The organism is Planococcus sp. 11815 (assembly GCF_051096385.1).
Lineage (GTDB): Bacteria > Bacillota > Bacilli > Bacillales_A > Planococcaceae > Planococcus > Planococcus citreus.
Genome location: NZ_CP096991.1, coordinates 129579 through 144433, shown reverse-complemented (window position 1 = coordinate 144433; position 14855 = coordinate 129579). Strand labels below are relative to the sequence as shown.

General features: G+C 49.7%; 19 protein-coding genes. All 19 read right to left on the bottom strand.

All coding sequences use genetic code 11. The annotated features are described in order from the left end of the window. Positions 1-21: 21 nt before the first annotated feature. A complete protein-coding gene (rpsQ, locus tag M1Q06_RS00720) occupies positions 22-285 on the bottom strand; it encodes a 30S ribosomal protein S17 (protein ID WP_121301295.1) in 264 nt (87 codons plus the stop codon). A gap of 23 nt (positions 286-308) precedes the next feature. Then, entirely contained in the window at positions 309-509 is a 201-nt protein-coding gene (gene rpmC, locus M1Q06_RS00715; protein ID WP_058382156.1) for a 50S ribosomal protein L29, read from the bottom strand. Next, positions 499-933: a 50S ribosomal protein L16 gene (gene rplP, locus M1Q06_RS00710; protein ID WP_058382157.1), complete on the bottom strand. Its 435-nt coding sequence runs from the start codon at positions 931-933 to the stop codon at positions 499-501. The genes rpmC and rplP overlap by 11 nt, the downstream gene beginning before the upstream one ends. Position 934: 1 nt before the next feature. Continuing rightward, positions 935-1591 carry a 30S ribosomal protein S3 gene (gene rpsC, locus M1Q06_RS00705; protein ID WP_068871364.1) on the bottom strand — a complete coding sequence of 219 codons (657 nt, stop codon included), beginning with the start codon at positions 1589-1591 and terminating at the stop codon, positions 935-937. A 3-nt stretch (positions 1592-1594) separates the two neighbouring features. Beyond that, positions 1595-1936 carry a 50S ribosomal protein L22 gene (rplV, locus tag M1Q06_RS00700; protein ID WP_058382159.1) on the bottom strand — a complete coding sequence of 114 codons (342 nt, stop codon included), beginning with the start codon at positions 1934-1936 and terminating at the stop codon, positions 1595-1597. Between the two features lie 19 nt (positions 1937-1955). Then, positions 1956-2234 (bottom strand): 30S ribosomal protein S19, encoded by a 279-nt coding sequence (gene rpsS, locus M1Q06_RS00695; protein ID WP_058382160.1) that lies wholly within the window; start codon positions 2232-2234, stop codon positions 1956-1958. 60 nt (positions 2235-2294) lie between these two features. Beyond that, positions 2295-3125: a 50S ribosomal protein L2 gene (gene rplB, locus M1Q06_RS00690; RefSeq protein WP_058382161.1), complete on the bottom strand. Its 831-nt coding sequence runs from the start codon at positions 3123-3125 to the stop codon at positions 2295-2297. 47 nt (positions 3126-3172) lie between these two features. Next, positions 3173-3457 (bottom strand): 50S ribosomal protein L23, encoded by a 285-nt coding sequence (gene rplW, locus M1Q06_RS00685; protein ID WP_058382162.1) that lies wholly within the window; start codon positions 3455-3457, stop codon positions 3173-3175. After that, positions 3457-4080 carry a 50S ribosomal protein L4 gene (gene rplD / locus M1Q06_RS00680; RefSeq protein WP_068459697.1) on the bottom strand — a complete coding sequence of 208 codons (624 nt, stop codon included), beginning with the start codon at positions 4078-4080 and terminating at the stop codon, positions 3457-3459. Before rplD ends, rplW begins: the two co-directional genes overlap by 1 nt. A gap of 28 nt (positions 4081-4108) precedes the next feature. After that, positions 4109-4738 carry a 50S ribosomal protein L3 gene (rplC, locus tag M1Q06_RS00675; RefSeq protein WP_058382164.1) on the bottom strand — a complete coding sequence of 210 codons (630 nt, stop codon included), beginning with the start codon at positions 4736-4738 and terminating at the stop codon, positions 4109-4111. A 49-nt stretch (positions 4739-4787) separates the two neighbouring features. Beyond that, positions 4788-5096 carry a 30S ribosomal protein S10 gene (gene rpsJ, locus M1Q06_RS00670; RefSeq protein WP_068459695.1) on the bottom strand — a complete coding sequence of 103 codons (309 nt, stop codon included), beginning with the start codon at positions 5094-5096 and terminating at the stop codon, positions 4788-4790. Positions 5097-5352: 256 nt separating this feature from the next. Next, a complete protein-coding gene (locus M1Q06_RS00665; protein ID WP_434400958.1) occupies positions 5353-6681 on the bottom strand; it encodes a Na+/H+ antiporter family protein in 1329 nt (442 codons plus the stop codon). 143 nt (positions 6682-6824) lie between these two features. After that, a complete protein-coding gene (gene leuD, locus M1Q06_RS00660) occupies positions 6825-7418 on the bottom strand; it encodes a 3-isopropylmalate dehydratase small subunit (RefSeq protein WP_121301293.1) in 594 nt (197 codons plus the stop codon). An 18-nt stretch (positions 7419-7436) separates the two neighbouring features. Further along, positions 7437-8855, bottom strand: coding sequence for a 3-isopropylmalate dehydratase large subunit (gene leuC, locus M1Q06_RS00655; protein WP_434400956.1), 1419 nt, complete (start codon positions 8853-8855; stop codon positions 7437-7439). A gap of 19 nt (positions 8856-8874) precedes the next feature. Further along, positions 8875-9975 carry a 3-isopropylmalate dehydrogenase gene (leuB, locus tag M1Q06_RS00650; protein WP_434400954.1) on the bottom strand — a complete coding sequence of 367 codons (1101 nt, stop codon included), beginning with the start codon at positions 9973-9975 and terminating at the stop codon, positions 8875-8877. A gap of 28 nt (positions 9976-10003) precedes the next feature. Continuing rightward, positions 10004-11545, bottom strand: coding sequence for a 2-isopropylmalate synthase (locus M1Q06_RS00645; protein WP_434400952.1), 1542 nt, complete (start codon positions 11543-11545; stop codon positions 10004-10006). Beyond that, a complete protein-coding gene (gene ilvC, locus M1Q06_RS00640; RefSeq protein WP_058382170.1) occupies positions 11532-12560 on the bottom strand; it encodes a ketol-acid reductoisomerase in 1029 nt (342 codons plus the stop codon). The genes M1Q06_RS00645 and ilvC overlap by 14 nt, the downstream gene beginning before the upstream one ends. A gap of 34 nt (positions 12561-12594) precedes the next feature. Beyond that, positions 12595-13107 carry an acetolactate synthase small subunit gene (gene ilvN, locus M1Q06_RS00635; RefSeq protein WP_058382171.1) on the bottom strand — a complete coding sequence of 171 codons (513 nt, stop codon included), beginning with the start codon at positions 13105-13107 and terminating at the stop codon, positions 12595-12597. Then, complete coding sequence (gene ilvB, locus M1Q06_RS00630; RefSeq protein WP_434400950.1) at positions 13104-14837, bottom strand: biosynthetic-type acetolactate synthase large subunit; 1734 nt, start codon at positions 14835-14837, stop codon at positions 13104-13106. Before ilvB ends, ilvN begins: the two co-directional genes overlap by 4 nt. Positions 14838-14855: the final 18 nt, after the last annotated feature.

The following is a 14855-nucleotide window of genomic DNA, read 5'->3' as shown; positions in this document are numbered from 1 at the left end:
AGGATTCCGAACTTATTTAAATTAGATGATGACAGCTTTTTCGACGATTTCCACTAAACGGAAACGTTTTGTAGCTGATAGCGGACGAGTTTCCATGATGCGAACGATGTCGCCCATTTTCGCTTCGTTGTTCTCATCATGAGTCTTGAATTTCTTAGAGTATTTTACACGTTTGCCATAAAGCGCGTGCTTTTTTTGAGTTTCAACCATTACTGTAACGGTTTTGTCCATTTTGTCAGACACGACGCGGCCTGTGTATACTTTGCGTTGGTTACGCTCAGACATACTTGCAACCTCCTCTCGAATTATCAGTTGTTGCCACTGAGTTCTCTTTCATGAATCACAGTTTTCATACGGGCAATCGCTTTACGTACTTCGCGGATGCGAGCCGTATTTTCTAATTGACCAGTAGCCAATTGGAAGCGAAGGTTGAAAAGCTCTTCTTTCAGTGATTTCACTTTTTGTTCGATTTCAGCAGTGGTTAGGTCACGGATTTCATTAGCTTTCATTCGATTCACCACCAATTTCTTCGCGTTTTACGAATTTCGTTTTCACTGGCAATTTGTGAGAGGCAAGACGCAATGCTTCGCGTGCAACTTCTTCAGATACTCCAGCGATTTCGAACATAATTTTACCAGTTTTTACTACCGCTACCCAGCCTTCAGGTGAACCTTTACCGGAACCCATCCGTACTTCAAGAGGCTTTTTCGTGTATGGCTTGTGAGGGAAAATCTTGATCCAGACTTTACCGCCACGTTTCATGTAACGTGTCATAGCGATACGGGCAGATTCGATTTGGCGGTTAGTGATCCATGAAGACTCAAGAGCCTGCAGGCCATATTCGCCGAATGCGACTTCTTTGCCGCCTTTCGCTTCTCCGCGCATCTTGCCACGGTGTTCACGACGATATTTTACGCGTTTTGGCAATAACATATTATTTGCCTCCTTCCTCAGAATTCTTCTTGGTTGGAAGGACTTCACCGCGGTAGATCCATACTTTTACGCCAAGCTTACCATAAGTAGTGTCTGCTTCAGCGTGCGCATAGTCGATGTCTGCGCGCAATGTATGGAGCGGAACAGTTCCTTCGCTATAGGACTCAGCACGGGCAATGTCAGCTCCGCCTAGACGTCCAGATACTTGAGTTTTGATCCCTTTAGCGCCTGCACGCATAGTACGTTGGATCGTTTGTTTTTGAGCACGGCGGAAAGATGCACGGTTTTCTAGCTGGCGTGCGATTCCTTCAGCGACCAATTTCGCATCAAGGTCAGCTCTTTTGATTTCTACGATGTTGATGTGGACACGCTTGCCAGTCATCGCGTTCAGTTGCGTACGAAGTACTTCTACTTCAGAGCCACCTTTACCGATTACCATACCTGGCTTAGCAGTGTGGATTGTAACGTTCACACGGTTTGCAGCGCGCTCGATTTCGATTTTCGAAACTGAAGCTTCTTTCAAACGTGTTTCGATGTATTCACGGATTTTCAAATCTTCGTGAAGGAGTGTCGCGTAGTCTTTTTCAGCGTACCATTTCGACTCCCAATCACGGATGATTCCGATTCGCATTCCAATTGGATGAATTTTTTGTCCCACGAATTATCCCTCCTTCTTCTCAGATACCACTAGTGTGATGTGGCTTGTGCGTTTGTTGATCGCGCTTGCGCGTCCCATTGCACGTGGACGGAAACGCTTCAAAGTCGGCCCTTCGTCAACGAATACTTCGCTGATGACAAGGTTCTCGATGTTCATTTCGTAATTGTGTTCAGCGTTAGCAGCTGCAGATTTCAACAACTTCTCAACAACAATGGATGCTGCTTTAGGAGTGTGGTTCAAAATTGCGACCGCTTCACCGATTTGCTTGCCTCGGATTAAATCTACTACTAAACGGACTTTACGAGGAGCAATACGTACTGTTCTAGCAACAGCTTTTGCTTGCATGGGGAAATCCTCCTCTCAATTAACGTCTTGTTTTCTTATCGTCTGCACCATGGCTTGCGTATTTGCGCGTTGGGGCAAATTCACCAAGTTTATGGCCTACCATATCTTCAGTCACGTATACAGGGATGTGTTTGTGGCCATCGTATACTGCAATTGTTAGCCCGATGAATGTCGGGAAAATTGTAGAACGGCGAGACCAAGTTTTGATCACTTGTTTTTTCTCAGATTCCTTTTGCGCTTCGACTTTCTTCATAAGATGATCGTCTACAAAAGGTCCTTTTTTCAAGCTGCGACCCATTTGGGATCCTCCCTTCGTGATTGCACCACGGTTCTTTCGGTGAACCGCAGCGAAATCAAATTATTTTTTGCGGCGACGTACGATGAATTTATCGGATTTGTTCGTTTTCTTACGTGTTTTGTATCCAAGAGTTGGTTTGCCCCATGGAGACATTGGAGATTTACGTCCGATTGGCGAACGTCCTTCACCACCACCGTGTGGGTGATCGTTCGGGTTCATAACAGATCCGCGGACAGTTGGACGATTGCCCTTCCAGCGGTTACGTCCTGCTTTACCGATGTTGATCAATTCGTGCTGCTCGTTACCGACAGCGCCGATAGTTGCGCGGCAAGTAGCAAGGATCATGCGAACTTCACCTGATTGCAAGCGAACTGTTACGTATTTTCCTTCTTTACCAAGCACCTGTGCTGAAGCTCCTGCAGAACGTACCAATTGGCCGCCTCCGCCTGGTTTCAACTCGATGTTGTGGATTGTAGAACCCATTGGGATGTTAAGCAACGGCAAAGCATTACCTGCTTTGATGTCTGCTTCTGGTCCTGACATGATTTGCGTATCAACCTGAACACCTTTAGGTGCAAGGATGTAACGTTTTTCTCCGTCAGCGTAATGGATAAGTGCGATGTTCGCAGAACGGTTCGGATCGTATTCGATCGTAGCAACGCGACCTGGAATGCCATCTTTGTTACGTTTAAAATCAATTACGCGGTATTGGCGCTTATGTCCGCCCCCGTGGTGGCGTACAGTGATTTTACCTTGGTTATTACGGCCGCCTTTACGCTTCGTCGGTTGCAAAAGCGACTTTTCAGGCTTGTTCGTTGTGATTTCAGCGAAATCCGAACTAGTCATGTTACGACGACCGTTAGTGGTAGGTTTATATTTTCTAATCCCCACGTTGTTTCCCTCCTTCTTTGATTAGTTCTTGTTCAGAACTTATGCAATTACATTTCGAATAGTTCGATGTCTTTTGAATCAGCAGTCAATTTCACGATCGCTTTACGGCGTTTGTTCGTGTAGCCTGCGTGTTTGCCCATGCGTTTGAATTTGCCTTTGTAGTTCATGATGTTGACTTTCTCAACTTGAACGCCGAAGACTTCCTGAACTGCATGTTTAACTTGAGTTTTGTTAGCGCGAACGTCCACTTCAAAAGTGTACTTCTTCTCCGCCATTACCTCAGAAGAACGCTCGGTAATGACTGGACGCTTTAGAATGTCACGTGCTTCCATTAACCAAGCACCTCCTCGATTTTTTCTACGGCTCCTTTAGTCATGACAACTTTGTCATGGCCAAGCAAGTCCAATACGTTGATTCCGTTTGCCGGAACAACTGTCATGCCTTTGATGTTGCGTGCAGATAGTGCCACGTTCTCATCAAGGTCAGCTGTTACGAATAATGCTTTCTTGCCGACAGACAAGTCAGTCACGAGTTTCGTGAATTCCTTAGTTTTCGGTGCGTCGAAAGCCAATCCTTCAAGTACCATCAGGTTTTCGTTTGCTAGAGCCGAAGACAATGCAGAACGAAGAGCCAAGCGACGGACTTTTTTCGGAAGTTTGTAGCTATAGCTGCGTGGTGTTGGGCCGAATACGACTCCGCCTCCGCGCCATTGTGGTGAACGGATCGAACCTTGACGGGCACGTCCAGTTCCTTTTTGCTTCCATGGCTTTCTTCCGCCACCAGCTACTTCAGAACGGTTTTTTACTTTATGGTTACCTTGACGCAATGAAGCACGTTGTGCAACGACTGCATCGAAAAGTACAGATTCATTTGGTTCAATGCCGAAGACAAGATCGTTCAATTCGATGTCGCCAACTTGTGAACCAGTTTGGTTTAGTAACGCTACTTTAGGCATTCTTGTTTCCTCCTTCCCTTAAATGTGATTAGTTAGCTTTGATAGCCGACTTAACACGGATTAATGATTTACGTGCGCCAGGAACATTCCCTTTAATAAGAAGCAAGTTGCGCTCAGCATCCACTTTCACGATGTGAAGGTTTTGGATAGTGACCGTGTTGCCGCCCATTTGACCAGGCAATTTCTTCTGTTTGAATACGCGGTTCGGAGCAACAGGCCCCATTGAACCAGGACGACGGTGGTAACGTGAACCGTGAGTCATTGGTCCGCGTGATTGTCCGTGGCGTTTAATAACACCTTGGAAACCTTTACCTTTCGTAGTTCCTGTTACATCTACTACATCGCCTTCTGCGAATACATCTACTTTGACTTCCTGACCAATCTCGTAATCAGCTAAGTTTACATTGCGAAGTTCGCGAATGAAGCGCTTAGGAGCAGTGTTTGCTTTCGCTACGTGGCCTTTCTCTGGTTTGTTCGAAAGCTTCTCGCGTTTGTCATCAAAACCAAGTTGTACCGATTCGTAGCCATCCACTTCAACTGTTTTTTTCTGAAGCACTACGTTTGGAGCAGCTTCGATTACAGTTACAGGGATCAAATCACCGTTCTCAGCAAAAACTTGCGTCATACCGATTTTTCTACCTAAGATTCCTTTGGTCATGTCGTCACACCTCCTGCAAAATTTTATGTTTATTATTTTCGTTTACCAATTATAGTTTGATTTCAATATCAACGCCGGATGGTAGATCCAGTTTCATTAGCGCGTCAACAGTCTGTGGTGTCGGATTAACGATATCGATCAGACGTTTGTGTGTGCGCATTTCGAATTGTTCGCGAGCATCTTTATATTTGTGGACAGCTCGCAAGATTGTGTAAACAGACTTCTCAGTCGGCAACGGTATCGGACCCGATACGCTAGCACCTGAACGTTTAGCAGTTTCAACAATCTTTTCAGCAGACTGATCCAAGATTCTGTGATCATATGCTTTCAAACGGATACGAATTTTTTGTTTTGCCATTATTTTCCCTCCCTTTTCGCCTATTTTTGGGATAGACTTCTCCACGAAAATTTTCCTCACACTCGCCATGGCAAAGCGGCCGGGTGTGTCGGTAACCTCTCGCTTCTTCGCAGTCAAAGACCAACATTCACCATTATACAAAATAAAAAAGAATTCCGCAAGACTTTGCACGAAATTCTTTTTCATTCGCTTTTACTAGTATAGCAGGATTCTTTTCAGTTTCAACCGATACGGTAATAGTCGAAATCTTTCGGACTCATCCCAGGAACATGACTGCAATCCAGCCAAATAACACGAGCGGGATATTGTAATGGATGAACGTCGGGACGACCGTATCCCAGATGTGATTGTGCTGGCCATCGACGTTCAAGCCAGCTGTCGGCCCAAGCGTCGAGTCGGAAGCTGGCGACCCGGCATCGCCGAGCGCGCCTGCTGTCCCAATCAAAGCGATGATCGCCATCGTCGAGAAACCGAACTCGACACTTAGCGGAACAAATATCGCTGCGATGATCGGGATCGTCGAGAACGACGATCCGATGCCCATCGTGACGAACAGCCCGACGATCAACATCGCGAGTGCTGCTAGGCCTTTATTGTCGCCGAAGATGCTCGCGGCATTTTCAACGAGCGAATCGATGGCACCAGTCGCTTGGATGACCGAAGCGAATCCGTTCGCCGAGATCATGACAAAACCGATGAAGGCCATCATGCGCATGCCTGCCGTCAGAACATCGTCCGCTTCTTTCCATTTCATTGCACCGAAGACGTAAAGGATGAGAATCCCGGCAAGTGCGCCGATGATCATCGAGTCGCTTTGGATCTGTGCGAAGAGCGCTGCGATCAAGGCGATCACCGTCACGATAATGTCTTTAACGGAAGCGGTCCGTTTTGGAGTTTCTTCTATAGTAGTAGCTGCTTCCACAGTCCGATAATCACGCGGCTTGCGGTAAGAAATGAAAACCGCAACGACTAAGCCGAGGAATAGGCCAGCGACTGGCAATGCCATCGCTTTCGGGATATCCGCCATATCGATCGGCATGCCCGCGAGTTCCATCTGCGTGGCGAGAATCTCATGGAAGATCAACCCGAAGCCATACGGCAATAAAATATATGGCGCCGTCAGGCCGAATGTCAGCACCGAGGCGATAAGGCGGCGGTCGATGCGCAATTCATTCAGAATGTGCAGAATCGGCGGCACCAAGAGCGGGATAAAGGCAATGTGAATAGGAATCAGGTTTTGCGAGAAGATCGCCATCGCGAACAGCGCAAAGATGATAAGCGCCTTCGCTAAGTTCTCGCGCGTCGCCTCCCCTTCTTTATTGACCAGTTTCAATACACCGGCAACGAGCAATTCCGGTATGCCGGTACGCGAAATCGCAACAGCGAATCCGCCGAGCATGGCGTAGCTCAGTGCAATGGTCGCCCCTGCACCAAGACCATCTGTATAGGAAGTCAAAGTTTCAGTGAAGCTAAGCCCTCCGCTAAGCCCTCCGGCGAGTGCGCCGATCAATAAGGCAAAGACGACGTTGACACGAAGCAAGCTCAATATGAGCATCACTAAAACGGCGATAATAACTGCATTCATTGTTCATTTCTCCTTTAGTTTGCTAAAGCGTTAAAGTCCTTTACTAAAGTAACAAATCTGTACAATGATGTCAACACAGCAAAACCGCTCCTGAATGGCACAAAAAAAACGCTCCCTGCCCAAAGGCAAAGAGCGGCAGTGCTTTATTGGGCTTGCTGCGTTTTTTCTTCGTATGCCTGGATATAGGAATCGTATTGAATCGTCAAGGCGATTTCATCCCAGCCGTTCAACAGCATTTCTTTCCAGTACGGATCGATGTCGAATGAATAGCTGGCGCCGTCTTCTGCTGTCACCGTTTGGTGTTTCAAGTCGACATCAAGACGGTAAGGCGCCTGTTTGCCTTTTTCCAGCAAGGCAGCCACTTCCGCTTCTTCGAGGCGGATCGGCAAGATGCCATTCTTCACACAGTTATTATAGAAGATATCCGCATAACTCGGCGAGATGACGACACGGAAACCGTAGTCCAGTATGGCCCATGGCGCGTGTTCACGAGACGAGCCGCAGCCGAAGTTTTCCTGCGCCACAAGGATCTCGGAGCTTTGGAAGCGGGGGTCGTTCAAGACAAAATCTTGATTAGGCGTGCCGTCTGAATGAAAGCGCCAATGATAGAACAAATACTTCCCGAACCCTGTGCGCTCGATGCGCTTGAGGAATTCCTTTGAAATGATTTGGTCGGTATCGACGTTTTTGCGGTCGAGCGGCGTTAAGACGCTCGAGATTTCATTGATGGGTTTCAAATTCAGTTCCTCCTTCCGTTATGCCGAGGGCACAGGTTCTTTCATATAATTGCGGACATCCGTCAAATGACCTTCAATCGCCGCAGCTGCCGCCATCACAGGTGACACCAAATGCGTCATGGAGCCTGCGCCTTGGCGCCCTTCAAAATTGCGGTTCGAAGTGGATGCGCAACGCTCGCCTGACGGAACAGCATCCTCATTCATTGCCAGGCACATGCTGCAGCCTGTCTCGCGCCATTCAAAGCCTGCCTGCAAGAACACTCGGTCAAGCCCTTCCGCTTCAGCTGCACGCTTGACGGTTTCAGAGCCCGGTACGACAATCGCCGTCACCGACGGATGCACCGTTCTGCCTTTGACAATTTCACTCGCTGCCCGCAAATCGCTGAGGCGGGCATTCGTGCATGAGCCGATAAAGACATGCTGGATCGCGATGGATGACAACGGGGCGCCTTCTTCCAATTGCATATAAGCAAGCGCTTGGCGCAAAGCATCCCGGTCTTCTTGCTTGTCGTAATCTGCCGCTGTCGGCACGTGTTCGGCAATACCTGAACCCATCGACGGGTTGGTGCCCCATGTAACGAATGGAGAAATGTCGTCCGCATGGATCGTGTGCGACACGTCGTAGCTCGCGCCTTCATCTGTCGCGAGCGCCAGCCAACGTTCGGCTTCTTGTTCGAACGCATCACCTTCTGGGACGTTTCTTCTGCCGCGCAAATACTCGACTGTTGTTTCGTCTGGGCTGACAAGGCCGGCGCGTGCACCCGCTTCGATGGACATATTGCAGATCGTCATGCGTTCTTCCATCGATAAATTGCGGATCGCTTCCCCGGTGTATTCAATGATATGCCCTGTCCCCATATCGACGCCGTATTTCGAGATGATCGCGAGAATGACGTCTTTTGCGGAAACACCGAAGCCAAGCTCTCCGTCGATGCGGATTTCCATCGTTTTCGGCTTGGACTGCCAAAGCGTCTGCGTCGACAACACATGCTCTACTTCACTTGTGCCGATGCCGAATGCCAACGCGCCGAATGCTCCGTGAGTGGACGTATGGCTATCGCCGCAGACAATCGTCTTGCCGGGTTGTGTAAGGCCGAGTTCCGGCCCGATGACGTGGACGATGCCTTGGTCGGGGTGATTGATCCCAGCAAGCGGCACCCCGAACTCATCACAGTTTTCCTGAAGCGTCTTGATTTGCTTGCGGGAAATCGGGTCTTTGATCACTGAGCGATTGCGCGTCGGCACGTTATGGTCCATCGTCGCAAAGCACAGATCCGGACGCCGCACTTTTCGGCCGTTCAGGCGCAAGCCTTCAAACGCCTGCGGGGAAGTAACTTCATGCAGGAGATGAAGGTCGATATACAACAGGTCGGGTTTTCCCGGCTCTTCGAATACAATATGCTGTTCCCAGATTTTTTCAATAATCGTTTTTGCCATAGCAGAGTGCCCCTTCCATTTACACGTAGGAAAACATGATGTGTTCCGACACGAATTCCCGTTCCAATTCTTCGATGACTTTTTCCACGAAGCGTTCCGTTGAGATGACTTTATTGCCGCAAGCTGACAAATCGCCTGTGCAATAACCATCTTCAAGGACACTCATGACCGCATCTTCAATCGACGATGCTTCTGAATCCATGCCGAACGACTGGCGCAGCATCATCGCTGCCGACAACATCGCAGCCGATGGGTTCGCTTTGTTTTGCCCTGCGATATCCGGTGCCGAGCCGTGTACCGGTTCATACAAGCCGAAGCCATCTGAACGGATGCTCGCTGACGGCAGCATGCCGAGTGAGCCGGTGATGACCGATGCTTCGTCGCTCAAGATATCGCCGAACATATTCTCTGTGACCAAGACATCGAATGCCCGTGGGTTAGTGATCAATTTCATGGCAGCCGAATCGACCAGCATATGCTCAACTTCCACGTCCGGATAACCGGCCTTGCGTTCTTCAACGACTTTTCTCCAAAGCTTGCTCGATTCCAGGACGTTTGCTTTGTCGACGGAAGCCAATTTGCCGCGGCGCGAACGGGCCATTTCGAATGCCTGGTCGACGATGCGCTCAATTTCTGTTCGCGTGTAGACGAGTGTATCGACTGCGGATTTTTCATTATGGCGTTTCGGTTCACCGAAATACAAGCCGCCAGTCAATTCGCGGACGATGACCATGTCCACTTCACGCGCGATCTCTTCTTTTAATGGGGAAGATCCGAGAAGTGCCGGTACCGCCTTGACTGGACGGACGTTGGCAAACAAATCGAAGTGTTTACGGATATTCAACAGCCCTTTTTCCGGGCGCTGTTCTGCGGGATTGTTGTCCCATTTCGGGCCGCCTACCGCACCGAGGAGGATGGCATCGCTCGCTTCACACGCTTCAACGGTTTCTTTCGGCAGCGGGCTGCCGGATTCATCGACCGCCGCTCCCCCGATCGCCGCGAATTTCCAATGGAATGTGTGCCCATAGCGCATCGCAATGGATTTTAGCACCTTTACTGCCGCCTCTGTTACTTCTGGTCCGATGCCGTCTCCTGGCAATACTGCGATTGTCTTTTCCATAGTAATTCCTCCTCTGTGGGTTTGCTTTTTATACTGCTTGGATTTTCGTTTTATTTCCTTGTTTCACGAGCTGGCGGTTCACTGCGTTGAAATAGGCTTTTGCGGTCGCTTCCAACACATCCTGTGCGACGTCGCGGCCTGTTACGGTCTCTCCGTCATAGCTCATATTGATAACGGCTTCGCCGAGTGCATCGCGGCCTTTGCCGATAGATGTTACACGGTAGTCCAGGATGTGCACTTTGCCTTCGACGATGCGTTCAAGTGTATTGAATATCGCTTCGACCGATCCGGATCCGGTTGCCGCTTCGTGAATCGCGGTGCCGTCCGGGCCAATGGCGGATGCTGTCGCCGTCGGGATGTTCGCTGTGCCGTACTGAACCTGCACGCTTTCCAGCTCATAGATAGGTGTTTCGGTGTCATTGATTTGCTGGTCTGTTAGCAACACAAACAAATCGTCTTCTGTGATCTGTTTTTTGCGGTCCGCAAGTTTCTTGAACTCGATAAATGCTTCATTCAATTTAGCGTCAGGCAATTCGAAGCCCATCTTCACCGCACGGTCGCGGAATGCGTGTCTGCCGGAATGTTTGCCAAGCACCAGTTCAGTCGCAGCATCGCCAATCAATTCCGGCGTGATGATTTCATAGGTCAACGGGTTTTTCAGCATGCCGTCCTGGTGGATGCCTGATTCATGGGCAAAAGCGTTCTTCCCGACCACTGCTTTATTCGGCTGGATGATGCTGCCGGTCAATTGGCTGACCAATTGGCTCGAGCGTTTAATTTCGTTCAAATTAATGCCGGTTTCGATTTCGTAGAATTGCTTGCGGATATGGAGCGCCACGGCAATTTCTTCCAACGCGACGTTCCCTGCGCGTTCACCGATGCCATTGATCGTGCCTTCGACTTGCGTCGCGCCGTTTTCAATCGCAGCAAGCGTGTTCGCTGTCGCCATGCCCAAATCGTTATGGCAATGCGCGGACAGCTTGACGTTTTCGATGCCCGGTACGTTTTCCGTCATATAACGGAACATCGCCCCGTATTCTTCAGGTGTCGCATAACCTACCGTATCCGGCAGATTGACTGTCGTCGCGCCTGCTTCGATGACTTTCTTGATGATGTGCGCCAAGAATTCCGGGTCGGATCTTGAGGCATCTTCCGCTGACCACTGGACGAGCGGGAAGAATTTCTTCGCATAACGGACAGATTCGACGGCGATGTCGACGACCTGTTCCGGTGATTTCATCAATTTATGTTCCATATGGATAGGGGACGTTGCCAAGAAGATGTGGATATGCGGTTGTTCCGCTCCCTTCAAGGCTTCCCATGTCCGGTCGATATCCGCTTTCATGGAGCGGGACAGTCCCGTTACGATAGAGTTCTTCACCGTACCGGCTATCCGCTGCACTGCGTCGAAGTCTCCTGGCGATGAAGCCGGGAACCCCGATTCGATAATCGTCACGCCTAGACGTTCGAGCTGGCGGGCGATTTCGATTTTCTCAGCTGTATTCAAGTTGATCCCGGCCGACTGTTCTCCGTCCCGTAGTGTCGTATCGAAAATATCAATTTGAGACATTAGCAGCCACCTCTTTTGGTTTTTTGTTTTCATTGACGAATGGCATCATGGCACGCAACTCGCGACCGACTTGTTCGATTTGGTGTTCCGCTTCCGCGTTTTCGATCGCCGTGAATTCGGGGCGGTTCAATTGGTTCTCAAGCAACCAGCCTTTGGCGAACTTGCCGGTTTGGATATCCGTCAAGACGTCTTTCATGCGGGCTTTTGTATCGGCATCGACAATGCGCGGGCCGGAGACGAAGTCACCCCATTGCGCTGTATCGGAGATCGAGTAGCGCATGCCGGACATGCCGCCTTCATACATGAGGTCAACAATCAATTTCAGTTCGTGCAAGCATTCGAAGTATGCCAGTTCCGGCTGATAGCCTGCTTCCACTAATGTCTCGAATCCGGCTTTGACGAGTGAAGTCACCCCGCCGCAAAGAACAGCTTGTTCACCGAATAGATCCGTTTCTGTTTCTTCCTTGAACGTCGTCTCCAAGATTCCCGCACGTGCAGCGCCGACGCCTTTTGCGTAAGCTAAAGCAGTATCTTTTGCATTGCCGGAGACATCTTGATGTACTGCGAACAATGCCGGTACGCCTGCTCCTGCTTCGAACGTTCTGCGGACAAGATGTCCCGGGCCTTTAGGGGCGACAAGGAACACGTCCACATCTTTCGGCGGCACGATTTGGTTGAAATGAACATTGAACCCGTGTGCAAAGACGAGTGATTTTCCAGCCGTGAGATGCGGCTTGATCGATTCTTCGTAGATTTGCGTCTGGCGCTCATCCGGCACGAGTACCATGATGACGTCGCCTGCTTGCGCGGCTTCCGCTACTGTCGCCACTTCCAGGCCGTCTGCTTTTGCCTGATCGAATGATTTGCCGGGCCTTACGCCGACCACTACTTTGAATCCAGAATCATTTAAGTTTTGTGCATGGGCATGGCCTTGTGAACCGTAGCCAATCACCGCGATTGTTTGTCCTTTTAGTGCCTGGTCGTTTACGTCTTGGTTATAATACATTTTTGCCATTTTTAATTTCCTCCTCAGGGTTTGGGGTTTTAGTTTAAAGGATGTTCAATTGCGGTGTATGGGCTTTTTGCGTTTCTCTGACAAAAGCGGATACTCCGGTTCTTGTTAATTCTTTGATGCCGTATGGCTTCATCAAATCGATGAAGGCTTCGATTTTCTCAGGGTCGCCTGTTACTTGGAACGTGGTGACGTTTTTGCTCATATCGACCACTGTCGCGCGGAAAGGTTCGACGATGCTGTAGATCTCGCTGCGCGCTGCGGGCGGTGCGACCACTTTAATCAATGCGAGTTCTCTCATGACCATCGCCTTATCGGTAATGTCATTGACTTTCAACACGTCGATCTGCTTTTGCAGCTGTTTGAGCAATTGCTCCAGCTTCCCTTTATCTTCCACATTGACGACGAAAGTCATTTTGGATATGCCTGCTTGCTCGGTATGTCCGACTGAAATGCTTTCAATATTGAATTGGCGTTTCATCAACAGCCCGGTGACTCGGTTCAAGACGCCGCTCTGGTTGATGACCGTCGTTGTGATTACTCGCTTCATTCGCCTTTCACCCCGATCATTTCGTTGAGCCCTTTGCCTGGCGCTACCATCGGGTACACACATTCAAGTTGGATTACCCGGCAATCGATGAGCGCTGGGCCATCTGATTCAAACGCTTTTTTGAATACTTCTTCCGCTTCTTCCATCGTTTCGACTTTATAGCCGTCGAGATCATAAGCGGCTGCCAGTTTTACGAAATCCGGCTGCACGGGCATCATCGATTGGGAATAACGTTCCTCATAGAAGGTTTCTTGCCACTGGCGAACCATCCCAAGGCTTTGATTGTTCAAGATGACGATTTTCACCGGCAAGCGGTATTCCTGCAATAGCGACAATTCCTGTAAAGTCATCTGGAAGCCGGCATCGCCGACGACAGCCACCACCGTTTCTTCCGGTCTTGCGAACTTCGCCCCGATCGCTGCCGGGAAACCGAAGCCCATCGTTCCAAGCCCGCCGGATGTCACCCAGTTATGCGGGTTGTTGAAGCGGTAATACTGAGCCGTCCACATTTGGTGCTGTCCGACATCCGTCGTGACGATCGCGTCGCCTCCAGTCAAACGATGAATCAATTCGACGGCTTGTTGAGGCATGATGCCTTTTCGTTCTTTTTGGTGATACTGAAGCGGGTAAGCTTCTTGGTAAGCATTGAGCTTGCCGCGCCATTCTTCTGTGTCCGGGCTTTCGAAATTGCTTTTCAATAGCTCGACCAATGCTGCTTTGGCATCCGACACGATCGGAATGGCTGTCGGAACGTTCTTCCCGATTTCTGCAGGATCGATATCGATATGGATAACTTCTGCGTTCGGCGCGAATGATGCCAAATTGCCGGTGAGCCTGTCGTCAAAACGGGCCCCGATGTTGAGTAAGACATCACATTCGCAAATTGCCGTGTTCGCTGCATACGTTCCGTGCATGCCGCCCATGCCGAGGAACAATTCATGGTCGCCACCGACTGTTCCAAGCCCCAGCAGGGTGTTCACGATCGGGATTTGATGATGTTCTGCAAATGCTTGAAGCTCTTCGGAAGCTCTCGCTGCCAATACCCCGGCACCCGCTAGAATCACAGGCTTTTTCGCTTTGGACAGCAATTGCACTGCTTTTTGGATCTGCAGATAATTCGGCGAGATGGTCGGTTGATAGCCTGGCAAGTACACATCTGCATCCGCCTGTTCTTCACTTCCAGCGAACAGCATCGTCGACACGTCTTTCGGGATATCGACGACGACCGGTCCCGGGCGCCCTGTTGAAGCGATGAAGAATGCTTCTTTAATGATCCGCGGCAAGTCTTCCGCTTTTTTCACTTGGTAATTATGCTTTGTGATCGGCTGTGTGATGCTGACGATATCCGCTTCTTGGAAAGCATCTGTTCCGATGACCGATGTAGCAACTTGCCCGGTGAAGATGACGAGTGGCAATGAATCGAGCATGGCATCCGCAATCCCGGTGACGAGGTTCGTCGCCCCAGGGCCTGACGTTGCAATGACCACTCCTGCTTTTCCGGAAACTCTGGCGTAGCCTTCCGCCGCATGGATCGCACCTTGTTCGTGTCTCGCTAATATGTGACGGATCGGGTTACGATGCAAAGCGTCGTAGATTGGCAGAACCGCACCTCCTGGGTAGCCAAAAATGATCTCAACACCCTGCTGTTTCAATGATTGAATTAATACGTCTGCCCCGCTGCCGGATAATCCTTGTTTGAGTTCTTCTCTGACCTTTACGTTTACTCCCAATCTTTCCGCCTCCTTCTT

Bases quoted from the DNA above. Each gene is read 5' to 3' on its own strand.
- leuC (WP_434400956.1), bottom strand. From the start codon at position 8,855: ATGGCAAAAACGATTATTGAAAAAATCTGGGAACAGCATATTGTATTC.
- M1Q06_RS00665 (WP_434400958.1), bottom strand. From the start codon at position 6,681: ATGAATGCAGTTATTATCGCCGTTTTAGTGATGCTCATATTGAGCTTG.
- rplD (WP_068459697.1), bottom strand. From the start codon at position 4,080: ATGCCTAAAGTAGCGTTACTAAACCAAACTGGTTCACAAGTTGGCGAC.
- rpmC (WP_058382156.1), bottom strand. From the start codon at position 509: ATGAAAGCTAATGAAATCCGTGACCTAACCACTGCTGAAATCGAACAA.
- rpsQ (WP_121301295.1), bottom strand. From the start codon at position 285: ATGTCTGAGCGTAACCAACGCAAAGTATACACAGGCCGCGTCGTGTCT.
- M1Q06_RS00645 (WP_434400952.1), bottom strand. From the start codon at position 11,545: ATGTCTCAAATTGATATTTTCGATACGACACTACGGGACGGAGAACAG.
- ilvN (WP_058382171.1), bottom strand. From the start codon at position 13,107: ATGAAGCGAGTAATCACAACGACGGTCATCAACCAGAGCGGCGTCTTG.
- leuB (WP_434400954.1), bottom strand. From the start codon at position 9,975: ATGGAAAAGACAATCGCAGTATTGCCAGGAGACGGCATCGGACCAGAA.
- rplP (WP_058382157.1), bottom strand. From the start codon at position 933: ATGTTATTGCCAAAACGCGTAAAATATCGTCGTGAACACCGTGGCAAG.
- rpsJ (WP_068459695.1), bottom strand. From the start codon at position 5,096: ATGGCAAAACAAAAAATTCGTATCCGTTTGAAAGCATATGATCACAGA.
- rplC (WP_058382164.1), bottom strand. From the start codon at position 4,738: ATGACCAAAGGAATCTTAGGTAGAAAAATCGGTATGACGCAAGTTTTT.
- rplW (WP_058382162.1), bottom strand. From the start codon at position 3,457: ATGGAAGCACGTGACATTCTAAAGCGTCCAGTCATTACCGAGCGTTCT.
- ilvC (WP_058382170.1), bottom strand. From the start codon at position 12,560: ATGGCAAAAATGTATTATAACCAAGACGTAAACGACCAGGCACTAAAA.
- rplV (WP_058382159.1), bottom strand. From the start codon at position 1,936: ATGCAAGCAAAAGCTGTTGCTAGAACAGTACGTATTGCTCCTCGTAAA.
- rpsS (WP_058382160.1), bottom strand. From the start codon at position 2,234: ATGGGTCGCAGCTTGAAAAAAGGACCTTTTGTAGACGATCATCTTATG.